This is a genomic window from Janthinobacterium psychrotolerans, assembly GCF_001677885.1.
GTDB classification, from domain to species: Bacteria; Pseudomonadota; Gammaproteobacteria; order Burkholderiales; family Burkholderiaceae_D; genus Janthinobacterium; species Janthinobacterium psychrotolerans.
The window spans coordinates 147,244-163,838 of record NZ_LOCQ01000061.1 but is presented as its reverse complement, the minus strand read 5'-3'; the positions used below and the strand labels follow the sequence as shown (position 1 = coordinate 163,838).

The following is a 16,595-nucleotide window of genomic DNA, read 5'->3' as shown; positions in this document are numbered from 1 at the left end:
ATTCGGTCAAGCACGAATGGTAGCCTAAATCCCCCGGCGGCGAGTGTCGAGCCTGCCTGCCGGGGAAGGGATAAGTTTATCCCAGGAACAATTTATACACCGGATTACTCGTCTCATCCCAATACCGGTACCCCAGCGTATCGAGGAAACGCCCGAACTCGACCATCTCATCTGGCGGCACCTGCAGGCCGACCAGGATGCGGCCCACATCGCCGCCCTGGCTGCGGTAGTGACACAATGAAATATTCCAGTTCGGCGCCATGCTGTCGAGGAAGCGCATCAGCGCGCCCGGGCGTTCCGGGAACTCGAAGCGGTACAGCAGCTCGTCCTGCGCCAGCCGGCTCTTGCCGCCCACCAGGTGGCGGATATGCGACTTGGCCAGCTCGTCGTGCGTCAGGTCCAGGGTGCGGAAGTCGTGTTCTTCGAAACGCTTGGCCATGGCGCCGGACTCATGGCGGTCGGCGATCTGGATGCCGACAAACACATGGGCGTCTTTTTCGTCGCTGATGCGGTAATTGAATTCGGTCACGTTGCGCGCGCCGATCAGCGAGCAGAAACGCTTGAAGCTGCCGCGCTGCTCGCGCATCGTGACGGCAAACACGGCTTCGCGGAATTCGCCCAGCTCGGCCCGTTCGGCAACAAAGCGCAGGCGGTCGAAATTCATGTTGGCGCCGCAGGCAATCGTCACCAGGGTCTGGTTGACGATGGGGTGCTTGCTCAGGCTGGCGCGTTCCACATAGGCCTTGGCGCCGGCAATCGCCAGCGCGCCGGCCGGCTCCAGGATCGAGCGCGTATCGGTAAATACATCCTTGATGGCGGCGCAGATGGCGTCGGTGTCGACGATGATGACTTCATCCACGTATTGCTGGGCCAGGCGGAAGGTTTCCTCGCCCACCAGGCGCACCGCCGTGCCGTCGGAGAACAGGCCGACGTCGGGCAGGGTCACGCGTTCCTTGGCCTTGAGCGAGCGCGCCATGGCGTCGGAGTCGACCGTCTGCACGCCGATGATCTTGATGTCCGGGCGTATCTGTTTCACATAGGCCGCCACGCCGGCGATCAGGCCGCCGCCGCCGATGGCGATGAAAATGGCGTGGATCGGGCCGGCGTGCTGGCGCAGGATTTCCATGCCGATGGTGCCCTGGCCGGCGATCACGTCCGGGTCGTCGAACGGGTGCACGAACGTCAGCTTCTGTTCCTGTTCCAGGGTCAGAGCGTGGTTGTAGGCGTCGGTATACGAATCGCCATGCAGCACGATTTCCACGCTGCTGCCGCCGCGCGCCTTGACAGCGTCGATCTTGACGGGGGGCGTGGTGGTCGGCATGACGATGACGGCGCGGCAGCCCATGCGGGCGGCCGACAGCGCCACACCTTGCGCATGGTTGCCGGCCGAGGCGCAGATGACGCCGCGCTTCAGTTGCGCTTCGCTCAGGTGGGCCATCTTGTTGTAGGCGCCGCGCACCTTGAAGCTGAACACGCTTTGCATGTCTTCGCGCTTGAAGTAAATCTGGTTGCCGATACGCTGTGACAGGTTCGGCGCCAGTTCCAGCGGCGTTTCGGAGGCAACGTCATAGACGCGGGCGGTCAGGATTTTCTTGAGGTAGTCGATGTTCATAGTCTGCAAGCGAGTGATTCTGGGCCAGGAAGTGCGCTGGAGCGTGTACGTCGGCATGCCTTGCCCGGGCGGATAGCGGGGCGGCAAGCATGCTCTTGGAACTGCGGGCCGGTGAGCCCTTGCCTGTCCGCACGGTTCGTGCGGCGCGCAAGCTGCTCTTCATTATAATGGAGAGCCTTGCCCATGCCGAAGTGTTCAATGATCGAATCCGCAATCACCTGGCTGCTGCAACTGATAGCGGCGCCGGAGGTCGGGCTGACATCGGTCTTTCTGATCAGCTTTATTTCCGCTACCTTGCTGCCGCTCGGCTCCGAGCCGGCCGTGTTCGCCGTCATCAAGGCCAACCCCGCCCTGTTCTGGCCCGCCATTGCGGTTGCCACCGTCGGCAATACCCTGGGCGGCGCCGTCGATTACTGGATGGGCTACCGGGCCAAGCAGGCGTTCGCCAAGGAGCGCGACACGCGCTGGTTCCGCTGGCTGGCCCGTTACGGCGCCAAGACCATGCTGCTGGCATGGCTGCCCGGCGTGGGCGATCCGCTGTGCACCCTGGCCGGCTGGCTGAAACTGCCGTTCTGGCCCAGCGTGGCCTATATGGCGGTCGGCAAGTGCGCGCGCTATCTGACCATGACCACCTTGCTGCTGTATGTACCCGATGGCGTATGGCACCGGATTGGACAGATGCTGTCCTGATGCGTGCCAAGGTGGGGCGGTTTGCAACGCCGGTTTGCCCCATTGTTGGGCGGCCTGATAATTTGCAGCGGCTGATAAAAGTTGGCATTTTTCAGCAAGAAATGCTCCGATATTGAACTTTTATTCATTCAAAGGCAGACTCTGCCGTATTTGATTTTGTTGCCGGCATGCTGCTTAAACCTTAGGCGCGCTAAGGCTGTTCCCGCATGGTGCGGCGCAATAAGATAAAATGGTCCTTTAGGGTCCAGTCCTCATCGTCACCATACTCCATGAACGCTCCCGCACATATCCAAGCTTTATTGGCAGAAACGCCCAATGGTCCCGCAGCCAGCCGCCTGCGCGAAATCCCGTATAACTACACGTCGTTTTCCGATCGCGAGATCGTGATACGCCTGTTGGGGGAGGACTCGTGGCGCCTGCTCGACGAGCTGCGCGGCGCGCGCCAGACGGGCCGTTCGGCGCGCATGCTGTATGAGGTGCTCGGCGATATCTGGGTGGTGCGCCGCAATCCCTACCTGCAGGACGACCTGCTCGACAACCCCAAGCGCCGCCAGGGCCTGATCGATGCCCTGCATCACCGGCTGGCCGAAGTCGACAAGCGCCGCCTGTCGATCGACGCGGCCGGCGGCGACGTCGCCGCTTCGGGCGAATCGCCGGAAGTGGCGCAGGCGCGCAGCCACAATGTCGAACTGCTGCTGAAAGCTGCCAGCAAGGCGGTGGCCGATTTTGGCGACGAATTCCGCAAAACCTATGACCTGCGCAAGCGCACGGTAAAAGTGCTGGGCCGCTACACGGAAAAACACAATGTGCGTTTCGACGGCATGACGCGCGTCTCGCACGTGACCGATGCCACCGACTGGCGCGTGGAATACCCGTTCGTGGTGCTGACCCCGGACACCGAAGAGGAAATGGCCGGCCTGGTCAAGGGCTGTATCGAGCTGGGGCTGACCATCATCCCGCGCGGCGGCGGCACCGGCTACACGGGCGGCGCGATTCCATTGACGCCGATGTCGGCCGTGATCAATACGGAAAAACTGATCAACCTGGGCGCGGTCGAAATGACGGTGTTGCCAGGATTGACCCACGAATACGCGACGATTTATTCGGGCGCCGGCGTGATCACCAATAAAGTCTCGGAAGCGGCGGAGAAGGCTGGTTTCGTGTTCGCGGTCGATCCGACCTCGGCGCATGCATCGTGTATCGGCGGCAACGTCGCCATGAATGCGGGCGGCAAGAAGGCCGTGCTGTGGGGCACGGCGCTGGACAACCTGGCCTCGTGGCGCATGGTCGACCCGAACGGCGACTGGCTCGACGTCACGCGCCTGGACCATAACCTGGGCAAGATCCACGATATCGCGCTGGCCCGCTTCCAGCTGGAATGGCGCCACCCGAGCACGCGCGACGCCACCAAACCGAACGCGCCATTCAAGACGGAAATCCTGGAAATTCCCGGTCGCAAATTCCGCAAGGAAGGCCTGGGCAAGGACGTCACCGACAAATTCCTGGCCGGCTTGCCAGGCATCCAGAAAGAAGGTTGCGACGGCCTGATCACGTCGGCCCGCTGGATCCTGCACAAGATGCCGAAGTTCGCCCGCACCGTCTGCCTGGAGTTCTTCGGCCAGGCGCGCGACGCGATTCCGTCGATCGTGGAAATCAAGGACTACCTCGACGGCTTGCCGGCCAAGGGCGAGCAGTACACGACCATCCGCCTGGCGGGCCTGGAGCACCTGGACGAACGCTATCTGCGCGCGGTCGGCTACGCCACCAAGTCGAAGCGCGGCGTGCTGCCGAAGATGGCGCTGTTCGGCGACATCGTCGGCGACGATGAAAACGCGGTCGCGCAAGCGGCCTCGGAAGTGGTGCGGATCGCCAACACCCGCGTCGGCGAAGGTTTTGTTGCCGTCAGCCCGGAAGCGCGCAAGAAATTCTGGCTCGACCGCGCCCGTACGGCCGCGATCGCCAAGCACACCAACGCCTTCAAGATCAATGAAGACGTGGTCATTCCGCTCAACCGCATGGGCGAATACACGGACGGCATCGAGCGCATCAATATCGAGCTGTCGATCAAGAACAAGCTGCAGCTGGCCGCGGCGCTGACCGAGTTCTTCGGCAAGGGTAACCTGCCGATCGGCAAGAGCGACGACGCTTCGGACGACCGCGTCGACGACGCCGAAATGCTGGGCGATCGCGCCGAGCAGGCGCAGCAGTTGCTGGCGCAGGTCACCAGCCGCTGGACCTGTCTGCTGGCCCAGCTGGACCGCCCGCTGGCCGACGTGAAACATGAACTGGCCGAACTGGGCATGGAGCGCCTGCTGCCCGTGTTCGACGCGCGCCTGGAAACCCAGCCTGAGGCGACCCTGTTCGATGTGGTGCAGGACCGCACCGTGCGCGTGACCTGGAAGCAGGAAATCCGCGCCCAGCTGCGCCAGATCTTCAACGGCGCCGCCTTCAAGCTGATCCTCGATGAAGCCACCGCGATTCACGCACGCATTTTGCGCAGCCGCGTCTTCGTCGCGCTGCACATGCATGCCGGCGACGGCAATGTGCACACCAACTTGCCGGTCAACTCGGACAACTACGAAATGCTGCAGGACGCCCACGAAGCCGTGGGCCGCATCATGATTTTGGCCCGCTCGCTGAACGGCGTGATTTCCGGCGAACACGGTATCGGTATTACCAAGCTGGAATTTTTGACCGAAGAAGAGATTGGTGACTTCCGCAGCTACAAACTGCGCATCGATCCGGAAGGCCGCTTCAACAAGGGCAAACTGCTGAACCTGCCGGGCATGGGCGCTGACTTGCGCAACGCCTATACGCCATCGTTCGGCCTGATGGGCCACGAGTCGCTGATCATGCAGCAAAGCGATATCGGTGCCATTGCCGACAGCGTCAAGGACTGCCTGCGCTGCGGCAAATGCAAACCGGTGTGCTCGACCCACGTGCCGCGCGCCAACTTGCTGTACTCGCCGCGCGACAAGATTTTGGCGACCTCGTCGCTGATCGAAGCGTTTTTGTACGAGGAACAGACGCGGCGCGGCATTTCCATCAAGCATTGGGAAGAGTTCGAGGACGTGGCCGACCATTGCACCGTTTGCCACAAATGCGTCACGCCTTGCCCGGTGAATATCGACTTCGGCGACGTGTCGATGAACATGCGCAACTTGCTGCGCAAGATGGAAAAGAAAAGTTTTAACCCGGGCACCAAGGCCACCATGCTGTTCCTGAACGCCACCGATCCGGTGACGATCAACGCCACGCGCCAGGTCATGATCGGCTGGGGCTACAAGGCGCAGCGCCTGGGCCACGACCTGCTGAAGAAATTTGCCAAAAAGCAGACCAAGGCGCCGCCGCCATCGACCGGCAAGCCGCCCGTCAAGGCGCAGGTGATCCACTTCATCAATAAAAAGATGCCGGGCAACCTGCCGAAGAAAACCGCGCGCGCGCTGCTCGATATCGAGGACGATAAAGTCATTCCGATCATCCGTAATCCGAAGACCACCACGGCCGATACGGAAGCCGTGTTCTACTTCCCCGGTTGCGGTTCGGAACGCTTGTTCTCGCAAGTGGGCCTGGCCACGCAGGCGATGCTGTGGGAAGTGGGCGTGCAGACGGTCTTGCCGCCTGGCTACCTGTGCTGCGGTTATCCGCAACGCGGCGCCGGCGAGTTCGACAAGGCCGAAAAGATGATGACGGATAACCGCGTGCTGTTCCACCGCATGGCCAACACGCTCAACTACCTCGACATCAAGACGGTGCTGGTGTCGTGCGGCACCTGTTACGACCAGCTGGCAACCTATCAGTTCGAGAAAATTTTCCCGGGCTGCCGCATCATGGATATTCATGAATACCTGCTGGAAAAACAGGTCAAGCTGGAAGGCGTCAACGGCACGCGCTATATGTACCACGAGCCTTGCCACAATCCGATGAAGCTGCAGGAGTCGGGCAAGACCATCAATTCGCTGATCAGCACGGTGGACAACGTGAAGATCGAGAAGAACGACCGTTGCTGCGGCGAATCCGGTTCGCTGGCCGTCACGCGCCCCGACATTTCCACGCAAGTGCGTTTCCGCAAGGAAGAAGAAATGGTCAAGGGCGCCGACAAGCTGCGCGGCGACGGCTTCACTGGCGACGTGAAAATCCTCACCAGCTGCCCGTCCTGCCTGCAAGGCCTGTCGCGCTACAATGACGATTCGGGCACCACCGCCGACTATATCGTCGTCGAGATCGCCAAACACTTGCTGGGAGAGAACTGGATGCCGGACTACGTGAAACGCGCCAACGATGGCGGCATCGAGCGGGTGCTGGTGTAATGTCCGCGCCTTGCGACCTGTGCAGTTTGCTCGACGGCTTCGCACGGCAGCAGGGCGGTGACGCCTTGCTGTGGCGCAGCGAGCGCCTGTCGGTGGTGGCCGTCGATGATCCGTCCTACCCGGGCTTTTGCCGCGTGATCTGGAACAAGCACGTCAAGGAAATGACGGACCTGACGCCAGGCGAGCGCAACTATGTCATGGAAGTGGTGTGGCAGGTCGAGCTGGCCGTGCGCGAAGTGATGCAGCCGGAAAAGGTGAATGTAGCCAGCTTCGGCAACATGACGCCGCATGTGCACTGGCACGTGATTCCCCGCTACCCGGACGACGCGCATTTCCCGAACCCCAGCTGGGCCGTGGTCCAGCGCAGTACGCCACCCGAAGTGCTGGCCGCGCGCCGCGCCTTGTTGCCGGCATTGCGCACCGCCATTATCGACCGTTTGACCGCTTGACCTTGACTGCATAAAGAGTTTATCCATGAGCACACCTACTCCCCAGCCTACCGGCATTACCGTGCGCAACCAGTCGCGCGTGCTGGAAATCACCTTTGACGATGGCGCCGCCTTTTCGCTGCCCTTCGAATACCTGCGCGTGTACTCGCCATCGGCCGAAGTGCAAGGCCATGGCAAGGGCCAGGAAACCCTGCAGCTGGGCAAGCGCCTGGTGGGCCTGAACAGCCTGGACCCGGTCGGCAACTACGCGGTGCAGCCCACCTTCAGTGATGGCCATAATTCCGGCCTGTACACCTGGACCTATCTGTACAAGCTGGGCGCCGAGCAGGCCACCCTTTGGCAGCAATACCTGGACAACTTGACGGCGGCCGGCTTTCCCGGCGACAGCGGGCGCGACGCGAAAGCGGATATGACCGTCAAACAAAGTTCCGGCCATGTTCATGGCCCAAGCTGCGGCCACAAGCATTAAATCCAGCGCCAACAATGTTGTCGGATTACGCGCGGCTACGCCGCGCTAATCCGACCTGCGGTATCTCGTGGCCGCGTAGGTCGGATTAGCCCGCAGGGCGTAATCCGACACGCATCGCCCACAACTCCACATCACGGCTTTGCCGGCTTCCACAGCCATACGCTACCTGCAACATTCACCGGCTTCGGTATCAGTTTCTGCTGGTAAAACAGATCGGCCACGCGCTGCTGGTTGGCGACGATATCGGCCGTGACGGGCACGGCGCCGTAGCGGGTGCGCGACTGCCAGGTGGCGACGATGTCCGGTGGCAAGCCCGTCAGCGGGCCGATCAGGGCGGCGATGTCTTGCGGGTGGCTGGCCGCCCACTGGCCGGTGGCGCGGACCTGGTCCAGCATGGCGGACAAAACCTGTGGCGATTGCTGTGCGAACTTGCGCGAGGCCAGGTAAAAACCGTTGGCTTGCGGCAGGCCCTGGTAGTCGGCCAGCACCCGCACCGCATACGCCTGCTGGGCGGAAGCGAAATATGGGTCCCACACCACCCAGGCATCGATCTTGCCGCTGACAAAAGCCGCGCGCGCCTCGGCCGGGCCAAGATAAATCGGCACGATATCGCGCATGGTGAGGCCGGCTTTCTGCAGCGCCACGACGAGCAAAAAGTGCGAGCCGGAACCCTTCTGGAACGCCACCCGTTTTCCCTTCAAGTCTGTCACGTTCTTCAGCGGCGAGTCCCTGGCGACAAAGATCGCTTCACTCGACACGGGTGCCGGTTCCGCGCCCACGTATAACAAATCGACGCCGGCCGCCTGGCCGAAGATGGGTGGCGGCGCGCCCGTGCTGCCAAAGTCGATGCTGCCGGTATTGAGCGCTTCGAGCATTTGCGGCCCGGCCGGGAATTCGATCCAGCTTACCTGCCGCTGCTGCGCAGCCAGGGTTTTTTCCAGTGTGCCCTGCGCTTTCAGCACGGCCAGCAGGCCACTGCCTTTTTGAAATCCGATGCTGATGGGCTCGGCCGCGTGGGCCAGTACGCTTGCCGACAGGGCCAATGCCAGCGCCAGTGTTTTGATGATTTTCATTGTGTTCCTTTTTCTCGTTTCAGGCGCTTTCGCGCGCGATCACTTCGCACGTGAGGCGGTTCAGGCGTGCATTGGCGTGCTTGCCGTCCAGCGGTACGGCGCCCAGCGCTTCGAGAATGCGCAGCGCGGCGATCTCGCCGATCTCGCGGGCCGGTGGGCGGATGGTGGTCAGGCTGGGCAGCAGCAGCGGCGAAATCGCATAGTCGCCAAAGCCCATCAGCGCGCATTGGTCCGGCATGGCGATGCCGGCGCGCTGGCCGGCCAGCAGCGCCCCTGCGGCCAGGTTGTCGTTGGCGAAGATGATGGCCTCAAGCGGTTTTTTGCGCAGCGCCAGCGCTTCGAACGCCTGGCGGCCTGCGTCGAACGGGGCTTGCTCGGTCGGGATAAACGTCCACGGTTTCAGGCCGGCCTGCGCCATCGCTTGCGCATAGCCGTCGCGCCGGTCCAGCGCACTCAAATCCCCGGCCACGCTGTTCTGCACGAAGGCGATGCGGCGATAGCCTTTGTCGAGCAGGTAGCGCGCCTGCTGCAGGCCTACCTCGACATTCGAAAAGCCCACCTGGATGGCTTTGCGGCGGGGACGATAATCCCAGGTTTCCACCACCGGGATCTGCGCTTCGGCCAGCATCTTTTCCGTCGCCTTGCTGTGGAAGGGCCCCGTCACCACCAGCGCGGCCGGCGACCAGCCGAGAAAGGCGCGCACGGCGCTTTCTTCCTGTTCCTGCGAAAAATAGCTCGACGCCAGCAGCAGCTGGTAGCCGTGCGCGCTCAGGGTGTCGCTGAAGCTCTGGATGGTGTTGGCAAAGATCGGGCCCGAGATATTCGGGATCACCATGCCGACGATGCGGCTGTGGGTCGACGCCAGGCCGCCCGCCACCAGGTTGGGCACATAGTGCAGCTGCGCCACGGCGGCGGCGATGCGCGCACCCAGTTCGGTTGAGACCTGCGCCGGCTGCTTCAGATAGCGCGACACCGTGATCGAGCCGACCTGCGCCAGGCGCGCCACGTCGTGAATCGTGGCGCGGCCCGAGCCACGCCGCTTGCGCGTGCTTGCTGCTGGTTTTTCATCCGCCATGCGCTTATTCCTAAAAGACATATCCAAGGTTTTTTTAATTCTTTGACTTCAATCTGGCCATCAAAGACACTTCAAACGGTACCGGTACCATAAAAAGTTTAGCAGAGTTGCCGGGCAGGACAAAGTTGATTTCATGACGCAGCACAGACGCTTTTCGCATAACAACGCACACCATGACAGGGATATTCCATGCTACAGAACCACAGCAAGCGCACCGCCAGCCAGGCGGCATTGAAACAGGGCTTGTTCTTGAGCGGCGTCTTGCTGGCGGGCGGCGTGCAGGCCGCCGATGCGCTCGACCAGGGCGATGCGGCGATTGCCGAAGCGGCCGCCATCGGGGTGGTCCAGGCGGGCAGTGAAGTGCCGAGCGTGACGGTCAGCGCCACGCGCCGCAACGCCAGCCTGCAGTCGGTGCCGCTGGCCATTACCGTGATCGATGGCGAACGGCTGGAACAGGCCAACCGCAACAGCATCGAGTCCATCGTGCAGGAGATCCCCAGCGCCACGTTTCGCCAGCAGGGCGGCAACAAGGACTCGACCATTTTCGTGCGCGGCATCGGCACCATTTCCACCTCGCCCGGCGTCGAGCCTACCGTCTCGACGGTGATCGACGGCGTGGTGCTGGCGCGTCCCGGCCAGGCCACCCTGGACCTGCTCGATATCGACCGGGTGGAAGTGCTGCGCGGCCCGCAAGGCACCCTGTTCGGCAAGAACGCGTCTTCCGGCGTATTGAATGTGGTCAGCCGCAAGCCGGGCCAGCAGCTGGCCGGCTACGTCGACGGCGGCTACTACGAAGGCAATGAAAAACGGCTGCGCGCCGGGGTCTCGGGCGCGCTGGTGCCGAACGTGATCGCGGCGTCGCTCAACGCCCTGTATGCCGATTACGATGGCAACGTCAGCAACGTCCATGCTGGCGGCGGCAAGGTCAATGGCTACGAGCGCAAAGGGCTGCGCGCGCGGGTCGATATCACGCCGCGCGAGGACCTCGACATCACCCTGATCGCCGACTATCTGCGCGGCACCGGCTCGCCCAGTTTCACGGCGTACAAATCGACCAGCACCGCGTTTTCGCAGGCGATTGCACCGGTCGTCGCCAGCCTTGAAAACCGCAGCGTCAATACCGATCTGCCCAGCGATATACGCGACACCAACCGTGGCGTTTCCGCCCAGGTGGACTGGCGCGTGAACGGCTACACTTTTACTTCGATCAGCGCCGCGCGCGACTGGGACAATGCGCAGTACACCAGCACCTCGGCAATCGGCAACAGCGCGGAAGCGTCGCGCATCACGGCGGCGTATCCGGCCACGCGCGATATCGGCACGGTGGCGTTTTCTCAGGTTTCGCAGGAGCTGCGCGTGGCCTCGCCAAAAGACGGTTTTGTCGACTATGTGGCCGGCGCCTTCTACCTGCACGGCAAGGACCGCGAAACCTACCAGCGCATCGTGACGACAAATACTGTGAACAGCGGCCGCGCCGATTATGGCGTCAGGAATGACAGCTATGCCGTGTTCGGCGAAGCGACGCTGAACTTCACGCCGGCCCTGCGCGGCATCGTCGGCGCGCGCTGGAACCGCGACGAGCTGGCCTACGACCATGCGCGCACCTCGACCCAGGCTACCGCCTTTGCCGGCGTGCAGCCGGCCGTGCAAAGCGACGGTTCCGTCACCAAGGATGGCTACTCGGGCAGGGTGGGGCTGCAGTACGACCTGGCGCCCGGCATCAATACCTACGCCACCTATTCTCGCGGCTACAAGGGGCCGGCCTACAATGTGTTTTTCAATATGCTGGCGCGCGACACCCTGGCCCTGAAACCGGAGACCTCGGATGCCTTCGAGCTGGGCTTGAAGTCAAGCTGGCTGCAGCGCCGTTTGACGGTCAATCTGGCCGCCTTTCATACGGCGTATAGAGACTACCAGGCCAACTTCTATGACACGGTGGCCGGCGCCGTCGTCACGCGCCTGATCAATGCCGGCGAGGTGTCCACGCGCGGCCTGGAACTGGACGTGGCGGCGCGGCCCACGCAGCAACTGAGCCTGAACGCGGCCCTCGCTTACACGGACGCGCAGATCGACCAGTTCAATTGCCCGGCCGCCGCTGCCGCCTCGTGCAACCTCAATGGCAAGACCCTGCCGTTCTCGCCGAAATGGAAGAGCTTTGTGCGCGCCAGTTACGGCATCCCTCTGAACAACGGCCTGCTGCTCGACCTGTCGGCCGACTACAGCTATCAAAGCCGCACGCAGTACGATCTGTTCCAGTCGCCGGACGCGATCCAGGGCGCGTATGGCCTGCTCAATGCGGGCCTGACCGTGTCTTCGGTGGACGGTGGCTGGCGGGTGGCGCTGGTGGCGAAAAACCTGGCCAACAAATCGTATGCGACCAACCTGGTCGCCTCCACCGGCTACGTGACGCGCGGCGTGCCGCGCGACGACAGCCGTTATGTTGGCATCACCGCACGCAAGGAGTTTTAAGATGAATGCACCCTCCAAACGCCAGCTCAACATCGGCGCTTTCCTGATGCGCCACGGCCACCATGTGGCGGCCTGGCGCCATCCCGATACCGACCTCGAAGGCAATGTGTTCCAGGTCTTCAAGCGCCAGGTGCTGGCCGCCGAAAAAGCCTGCCTCGACGCCGTCTTCTTTGCCGACAGCGTGGCGCTGACCAATGGCGTGCCGGCGCTCGAACCCTTGACCTTGCTGTCGGCGCTGGCGGCCGTGACCGAACATATCGGCCTGATCGGCACGGCGACGACCACCTACAACGAGCCGTATCACGTGGCGCGCAAGTTCGCCTCGCTCGACGCGATTTCGCAAGGGCGGGCAGGCTGGAATCTGGTGACCTCCGACAACGCCATCGAGGCGCAGAACTTCGGCCGCGAGCAGCACGTGGGCCATGCCGAGCGCTATGCGCGGGCGCGCGAGTTTTACGATGTGGTGACCGGCTTGTGGAATGGCTGGGATGACGACGCTGCCGTCAACGACAAGGCGCACGGACAGTTGTACCGGCCCGGCAGCGTGCGCCGGCTCGATCATCACGGCGAACATTTTTCGGTGGCTGGGCCGCTGAACGTGGCGCGCAGCGCCCAGGGTCATCCTGTGGTGGTGCAGGCCGGCAGTTCCGAGGCCGGCCGCACGCTGGCCGCCGCCACCGCCGACGTGGTGTTTACTGCCCATCCGGCGCTGCCGTCGGCGCAGGCGTTTTACCGCGATATCAAGCAGCGCGTGGCAGCCATCGGGCGTGATCCCGATGCCCTGAAAATCATGCCGGGCCTGTTCGCCGTGGTGGGCCAAAGCGAAGCCGAGGCGCAGGATAAATTCGCCGTATTGCAGGAGCTGGTGCAGCCCGAGGTGGGCCTGGCGCTGCTGGGTCGCATGATCGGCAATTTCGATTTGTCCGGCCATGACATTGATGGACCATTGCCCGAGCTGCCGCTGACCAACGATGGCCAGCGCAGCCGCCAGCAATTGCTGACCAACCTGGCGCAGGGCGAGAACCTCACCATCCGCCAGCTGTACCAGCGTATCGCCGGCGGGCGCGGCCACTTTACCGTGATCGGTACAAAGCAGACGGTGGCCGACCAGATGCAGCAATGGTTCGAAGAGGAGGCGGCCGACGGCTTCAATTTCATGGCGCCGCAGTTGCCCGGCGGGCTGGACGATTTCCTGCAAGGCGTGGTGCCGGAACTGCAGCGGCGCGGCCTGTTCCGCACCGCCTATGCGGGCAGCACCTTGCGCGGCCACCTGGGCTTGCCGAAGCCGGGGAGGGCACATGCGTAAGCTGGTGTTGTCGCTGGCGCTGCTGGCGGTCGCCTTGCCGGCTGCCGCCGACTGGGTGGTCGGCGACGCGCGGCCCGACGCGCCGGCGCTGGCGGCGCGCGGCGCGTACCAGGTGGGCGTGCGCACCGAGTTGCTGCTGCACCGCGGCCAGGTTGATATCCTGCGCGCCACGGCGGCCAATCCGGCGCCCCGTTATGACCGCGCCTTGACGGTGGAGGTGTGGTATCCGGCGCAGTTGGCGCCCGGCGAGCGCGAAGCCGTGCTCTATACCGATGTGCTGGGCGCTGGCGCCAACAATCCCGCCCGCCCGAATACGCCGTTTACGTTTGCCGGACGCGCCGCCCGTGGCGCCGCCGCGCTCAAGGGCGCGTTCCCATTGCTGATCGTTTCGCACGGCTATCCCGGTTCGCGTTTGCAGATGAGCTACCTGACCGAAAACCTGGCCTCGAAAGGCTATGTGGTGGTCGCCATCGATCACCTGGAGTCGACGCGCGCCGACAAGGCCGGCTTTGCCAGCACCTTGCTCAATCGCCCACTCGACGACCAGTTTGTGCTCGACGCGGTGGCCGGCTGGAGCCAGCCTGGCAGCGGCCACTTCCTGGCTGGCGCCGCCGATGCGGGCAATACGGCGCTGCTGGGCTACTCCATGGGCGGCTATGGCGCGCTGGTGGCGGCCGGCGCCGCCGTCGACCTGGCCGCGCTCAAGCCGCTGGGCGTGACGGACACAACAGCCTTTGTGGCCCGCGCGCCGGACCCGCGCATCCACGCCGTGGTGGCGTTCGCACCCTGGGGTGGCGCGCGCCAGCTGTCGAGCGGCGCGTCGCTGGCCCAAGTGCGCGTGCCATTGCTGTTTGTCGCCGGCGAGCAGGATACGATCGCCGGCTATGAGGACGGCGTGCTGCGCCTGGCGCGGGAGGCCGTCAACGCGCCGCGCTACCTGCTCGCCTACCAGAACGCGCGCCATAATGTGTCGCCCAATCCGCCGCCAGCGGCCAGCTACGCCAATCGCGAGGATTTCTCGGCGTATGCGGAAAGCGCCTGGGACAGCGCGCGCATCAACAATATCAACCAGCACGTGGTGACGGCCTTTTTGGAGCAAACCCTGCGCCAGCGCGACATGGGCCGCCACCTGGCGCCAGATTCGGAGCTTTCGCCGGCGCGCATCGGCCCCGGTCTCACCTGGCGCCACTGGCCGGCCGCGGCGGAAAAAGCCGATTAGGCAAATGTCATGGCCTTGACGCCAGCCCGGCTGCTGTGTACGGTAAAGGGCTGGCCGCTTGTATAATGCAGCCAAATCAACAGGGCTGCCTACCATGACCAATACGACACATTTCGGATACAAAACCGTTGCAGAAGAAGATAAAGTGCGCGAAGTCGCCAAGGTGTTCCACTCCGTCGCTGCCAAATATGACGTGATGAACGACCTGATGTCGGGCGGCCTGCATCGTTTGTGGAAAACCTTCACCATTGCCAACGCGGGCGTGCGCCCGGGCTTCAAGGTGCTCGATATCGCCGGCGGCACGGGCGATTTGTCCAAGGCCTTTGCGAAACAGGCCGGTCCGACCGGCGAAGTCTGGCTGACCGATATCAACGAGTCGATGTTGCGCGTGGGCCGCGACCGCCTCTTGAATCGCGGCCTGCTCACCCCCACCATGTTGTGTGACGCGGAAAAACTGCCGTTCCCCGATAACTATTTTGACCGTGTCAGCGTGGCCTTTGGCCTGCGCAACATGACGCACAAGGACGTGGCGCTGGCCGAAATGCGCCGCGTGCTGAAACCGGGCGGCAAGCTGCTGGTGCTGGAATTTTCGAAAGTGGCGGCGCCGCTGCAAAAGCCGTACGACCTGTATTCGTTCTCGGTGCTGCCATGGTTCGGCCAGAAGATCGCCGGCGACGCGGAAAGCTATCGCTATCTGGCCGAATCGATCCGCATGCACCCGGACCAGGAAACCCTGAAAACGATGATGGAGACGGCGGGCCTCGAGCGTGTGCAGTACTACAATTTGACGGCAGGCATAGCCGCTTTGCATACCGGCATCAAGATGTAAGTTGTTTGTTGGTCATTAGGAGATGGAATGAAACTGAAAAAATTTATGGTCGGCATGATGCTGGCTGCTACCACCGTGTCGATGCTGGGCGAGGCGCTGGCCCGTCCCATGGGCGGTGGCCGCTCGATCGGCCGGCAGTCGCAAAGCGTGAGCCGCCAGGCACCGGCCCCTGCGCCCGCACCGGCGGCCGCACAGCGCCAGGCACAGCCTGCGCCGGCAGCACCGGCCCCGGCCGCCGCCGCCAAACCGCCTAGCCGCTGGAAAGGCTTGCTGGGCGGCGCCTTGCTGGGCCTGGGACTGGGCGCGCTGCTGTCGCATTTCGGCCTGGGCGGCGCCCTGGCCAGCATGATCAGCACCTTGCTGATGGTGGCCCTGCTGGCCGGTGCAGCCTACTTTATCTACCGCATGGTGCGCGGCAAGCGCGAGAACAATGGTGCCGGCAATGCGCCGTTTGCCGGTTTTGGCGGCAATACGCCTGCGCCGGCCGGCAATACGCCCGATATCGGTTCGCGCATTGCACCGCTGCCGCCGCTGCAGCCGGTCTCGTCAGGCGTGGGCCTGGACAAACCCGCAGCGCCAGTGGCGCCCGCGCAATGGGGCGTGCCGGCCGACTTTGACCAGGCCGCTTTCCTGCGCCATGCGAAAAGCAACTTCATTCGTCTGCAGGCCGCCTGGGACAAGGCCGACGTCAACGATATCCGCGAGTTCACCACGCCGGAAGTGTATGCCGAGCTGCGCATGCAGATCCAGGAACGTGGCGCGCAAGCGGACTTTACCGACGTGGTCACCATCGATGCCGAGCTGCTGGGCATCGAGACCAGCGTCAACGATTACCTGGCCAGCGTGAAGTTCATCGGCCAGATCCGTTCCGCGCCCGGCGCCGCCGCCGAGCCGTTCTCGGAAGTGTGGAATATGTCGAAACCGGTCAGCGGCAGCACCGGCTGGGTACTGGCAGGTATCCAGCAATTGTAAAAAACTTGCTGAAGTCGGGCTTAAGCCGGTGCGCAATGCGCGATGCTTGACGGAGTTTGCCTGATGAAATGTTAAGATCAAGACCGCCCGCAGGTATTTCGGGCGGTCTTTTCTTTTTAAGG

General features: G+C 63.2%; 12 protein-coding genes. 9 read left to right on the top strand and 3 right to left on the bottom strand.

Annotated elements, in window-relative coordinates:
• Positions 1-76: 76 nt before the first annotated feature.
• Positions 77-1,612, bottom strand: a complete 1,536-nt coding sequence (gene ilvA, locus ASR47_RS22785; RefSeq protein ID WP_065310090.1) for a threonine ammonia-lyase, biosynthetic — start codon at positions 1,610-1,612, stop codon at positions 77-79.
• A 198-nt stretch (positions 1,613-1,810) separates the two neighbouring features.
• Here ilvA and ASR47_RS22780 point away from each other — a divergent pair, with 198 nt between their 5' ends.
• The 4 genes from ASR47_RS22780 to ASR47_RS22765 all read left to right on the top strand — a co-directional run bounded on the left by ASR47_RS22780 (position 1,811) and on the right by ASR47_RS22765 (position 7,530).
• Complete coding sequence (locus ASR47_RS22780) at positions 1,811-2,302, top strand: YqaA family protein (RefSeq protein WP_065310089.1); 492 nt, start codon at positions 1,811-1,813, stop codon at positions 2,300-2,302.
• 269 nt (positions 2,303-2,571) lie between these two features.
• A complete protein-coding gene (locus ASR47_RS22775) occupies positions 2,572-6,612 on the top strand; it encodes a DUF3683 domain-containing protein (RefSeq protein WP_065310088.1) in 4,041 nt (1,346 codons plus the stop codon).
• Positions 6,612-7,061 (top strand): HIT family protein, encoded by a 450-nt coding sequence (locus tag ASR47_RS22770; protein WP_065310087.1) that lies wholly within the window; start codon positions 6,612-6,614, stop codon positions 7,059-7,061. Before ASR47_RS22775 ends, ASR47_RS22770 begins: the two co-directional genes overlap by 1 nt.
• Positions 7,062-7,086: 25 nt before the next feature.
• Complete coding sequence (locus tag ASR47_RS22765) at positions 7,087-7,530, top strand: gamma-butyrobetaine hydroxylase family protein (RefSeq protein ID WP_065310086.1); 444 nt, start codon at positions 7,087-7,089, stop codon at positions 7,528-7,530.
• Positions 7,531-7,661: 131 nt separating this feature from the next.
• Here ASR47_RS22765 and ASR47_RS22760 read toward each other — a convergent pair whose 3' ends face one another.
• Complete coding sequence (locus tag ASR47_RS22760) at positions 7,662-8,603, bottom strand: aliphatic sulfonate ABC transporter substrate-binding protein (RefSeq protein WP_065310085.1); 942 nt, start codon at positions 8,601-8,603, stop codon at positions 7,662-7,664.
• Between the two features lie 19 nt (positions 8,604-8,622).
• Positions 8,623-9,678 (bottom strand): LacI family DNA-binding transcriptional regulator, encoded by a 1,056-nt coding sequence (locus tag ASR47_RS22755; RefSeq protein ID WP_065310084.1) that lies wholly within the window; start codon positions 9,676-9,678, stop codon positions 8,623-8,625.
• A 189-nt stretch (positions 9,679-9,867) separates the two neighbouring features.
• Here ASR47_RS22755 and ASR47_RS22750 point away from each other — a divergent pair, with 189 nt between their 5' ends.
• From ASR47_RS22750 to ASR47_RS22730, 5 genes are all read left to right on the top strand, one after another.
• Entirely contained in the window at positions 9,868-12,147 is a 2,280-nt protein-coding gene (locus ASR47_RS22750) for a TonB-dependent receptor (RefSeq protein WP_082989117.1), read from the top strand.
• A gap of 1 nt (position 12,148) precedes the next feature.
• Positions 12,149-13,453 (top strand): LLM class flavin-dependent oxidoreductase, encoded by a 1,305-nt coding sequence (locus tag ASR47_RS22745; RefSeq protein WP_065310083.1) that lies wholly within the window; start codon positions 12,149-12,151, stop codon positions 13,451-13,453.
• Complete coding sequence (locus ASR47_RS22740) at positions 13,446-14,672, top strand: alpha/beta hydrolase family protein (protein WP_065310082.1); 1,227 nt, start codon at positions 13,446-13,448, stop codon at positions 14,670-14,672. Before ASR47_RS22745 ends, ASR47_RS22740 begins: the two co-directional genes overlap by 8 nt.
• Positions 14,673-14,766: 94 nt before the next feature.
• Positions 14,767-15,501 (top strand): bifunctional demethylmenaquinone methyltransferase/2-methoxy-6-polyprenyl-1,4-benzoquinol methylase UbiE, encoded by a 735-nt coding sequence (gene ubiE, locus ASR47_RS22735; RefSeq protein WP_065310081.1) that lies wholly within the window; start codon positions 14,767-14,769, stop codon positions 15,499-15,501.
• Positions 15,502-15,528: 27 nt separating this feature from the next.
• Positions 15,529-16,473: a Tim44 domain-containing protein gene (locus tag ASR47_RS22730; protein WP_065310080.1), complete on the top strand. Its 945-nt coding sequence runs from the start codon at positions 15,529-15,531 to the stop codon at positions 16,471-16,473.
• Positions 16,474-16,595: the final 122 nt, after the last annotated feature.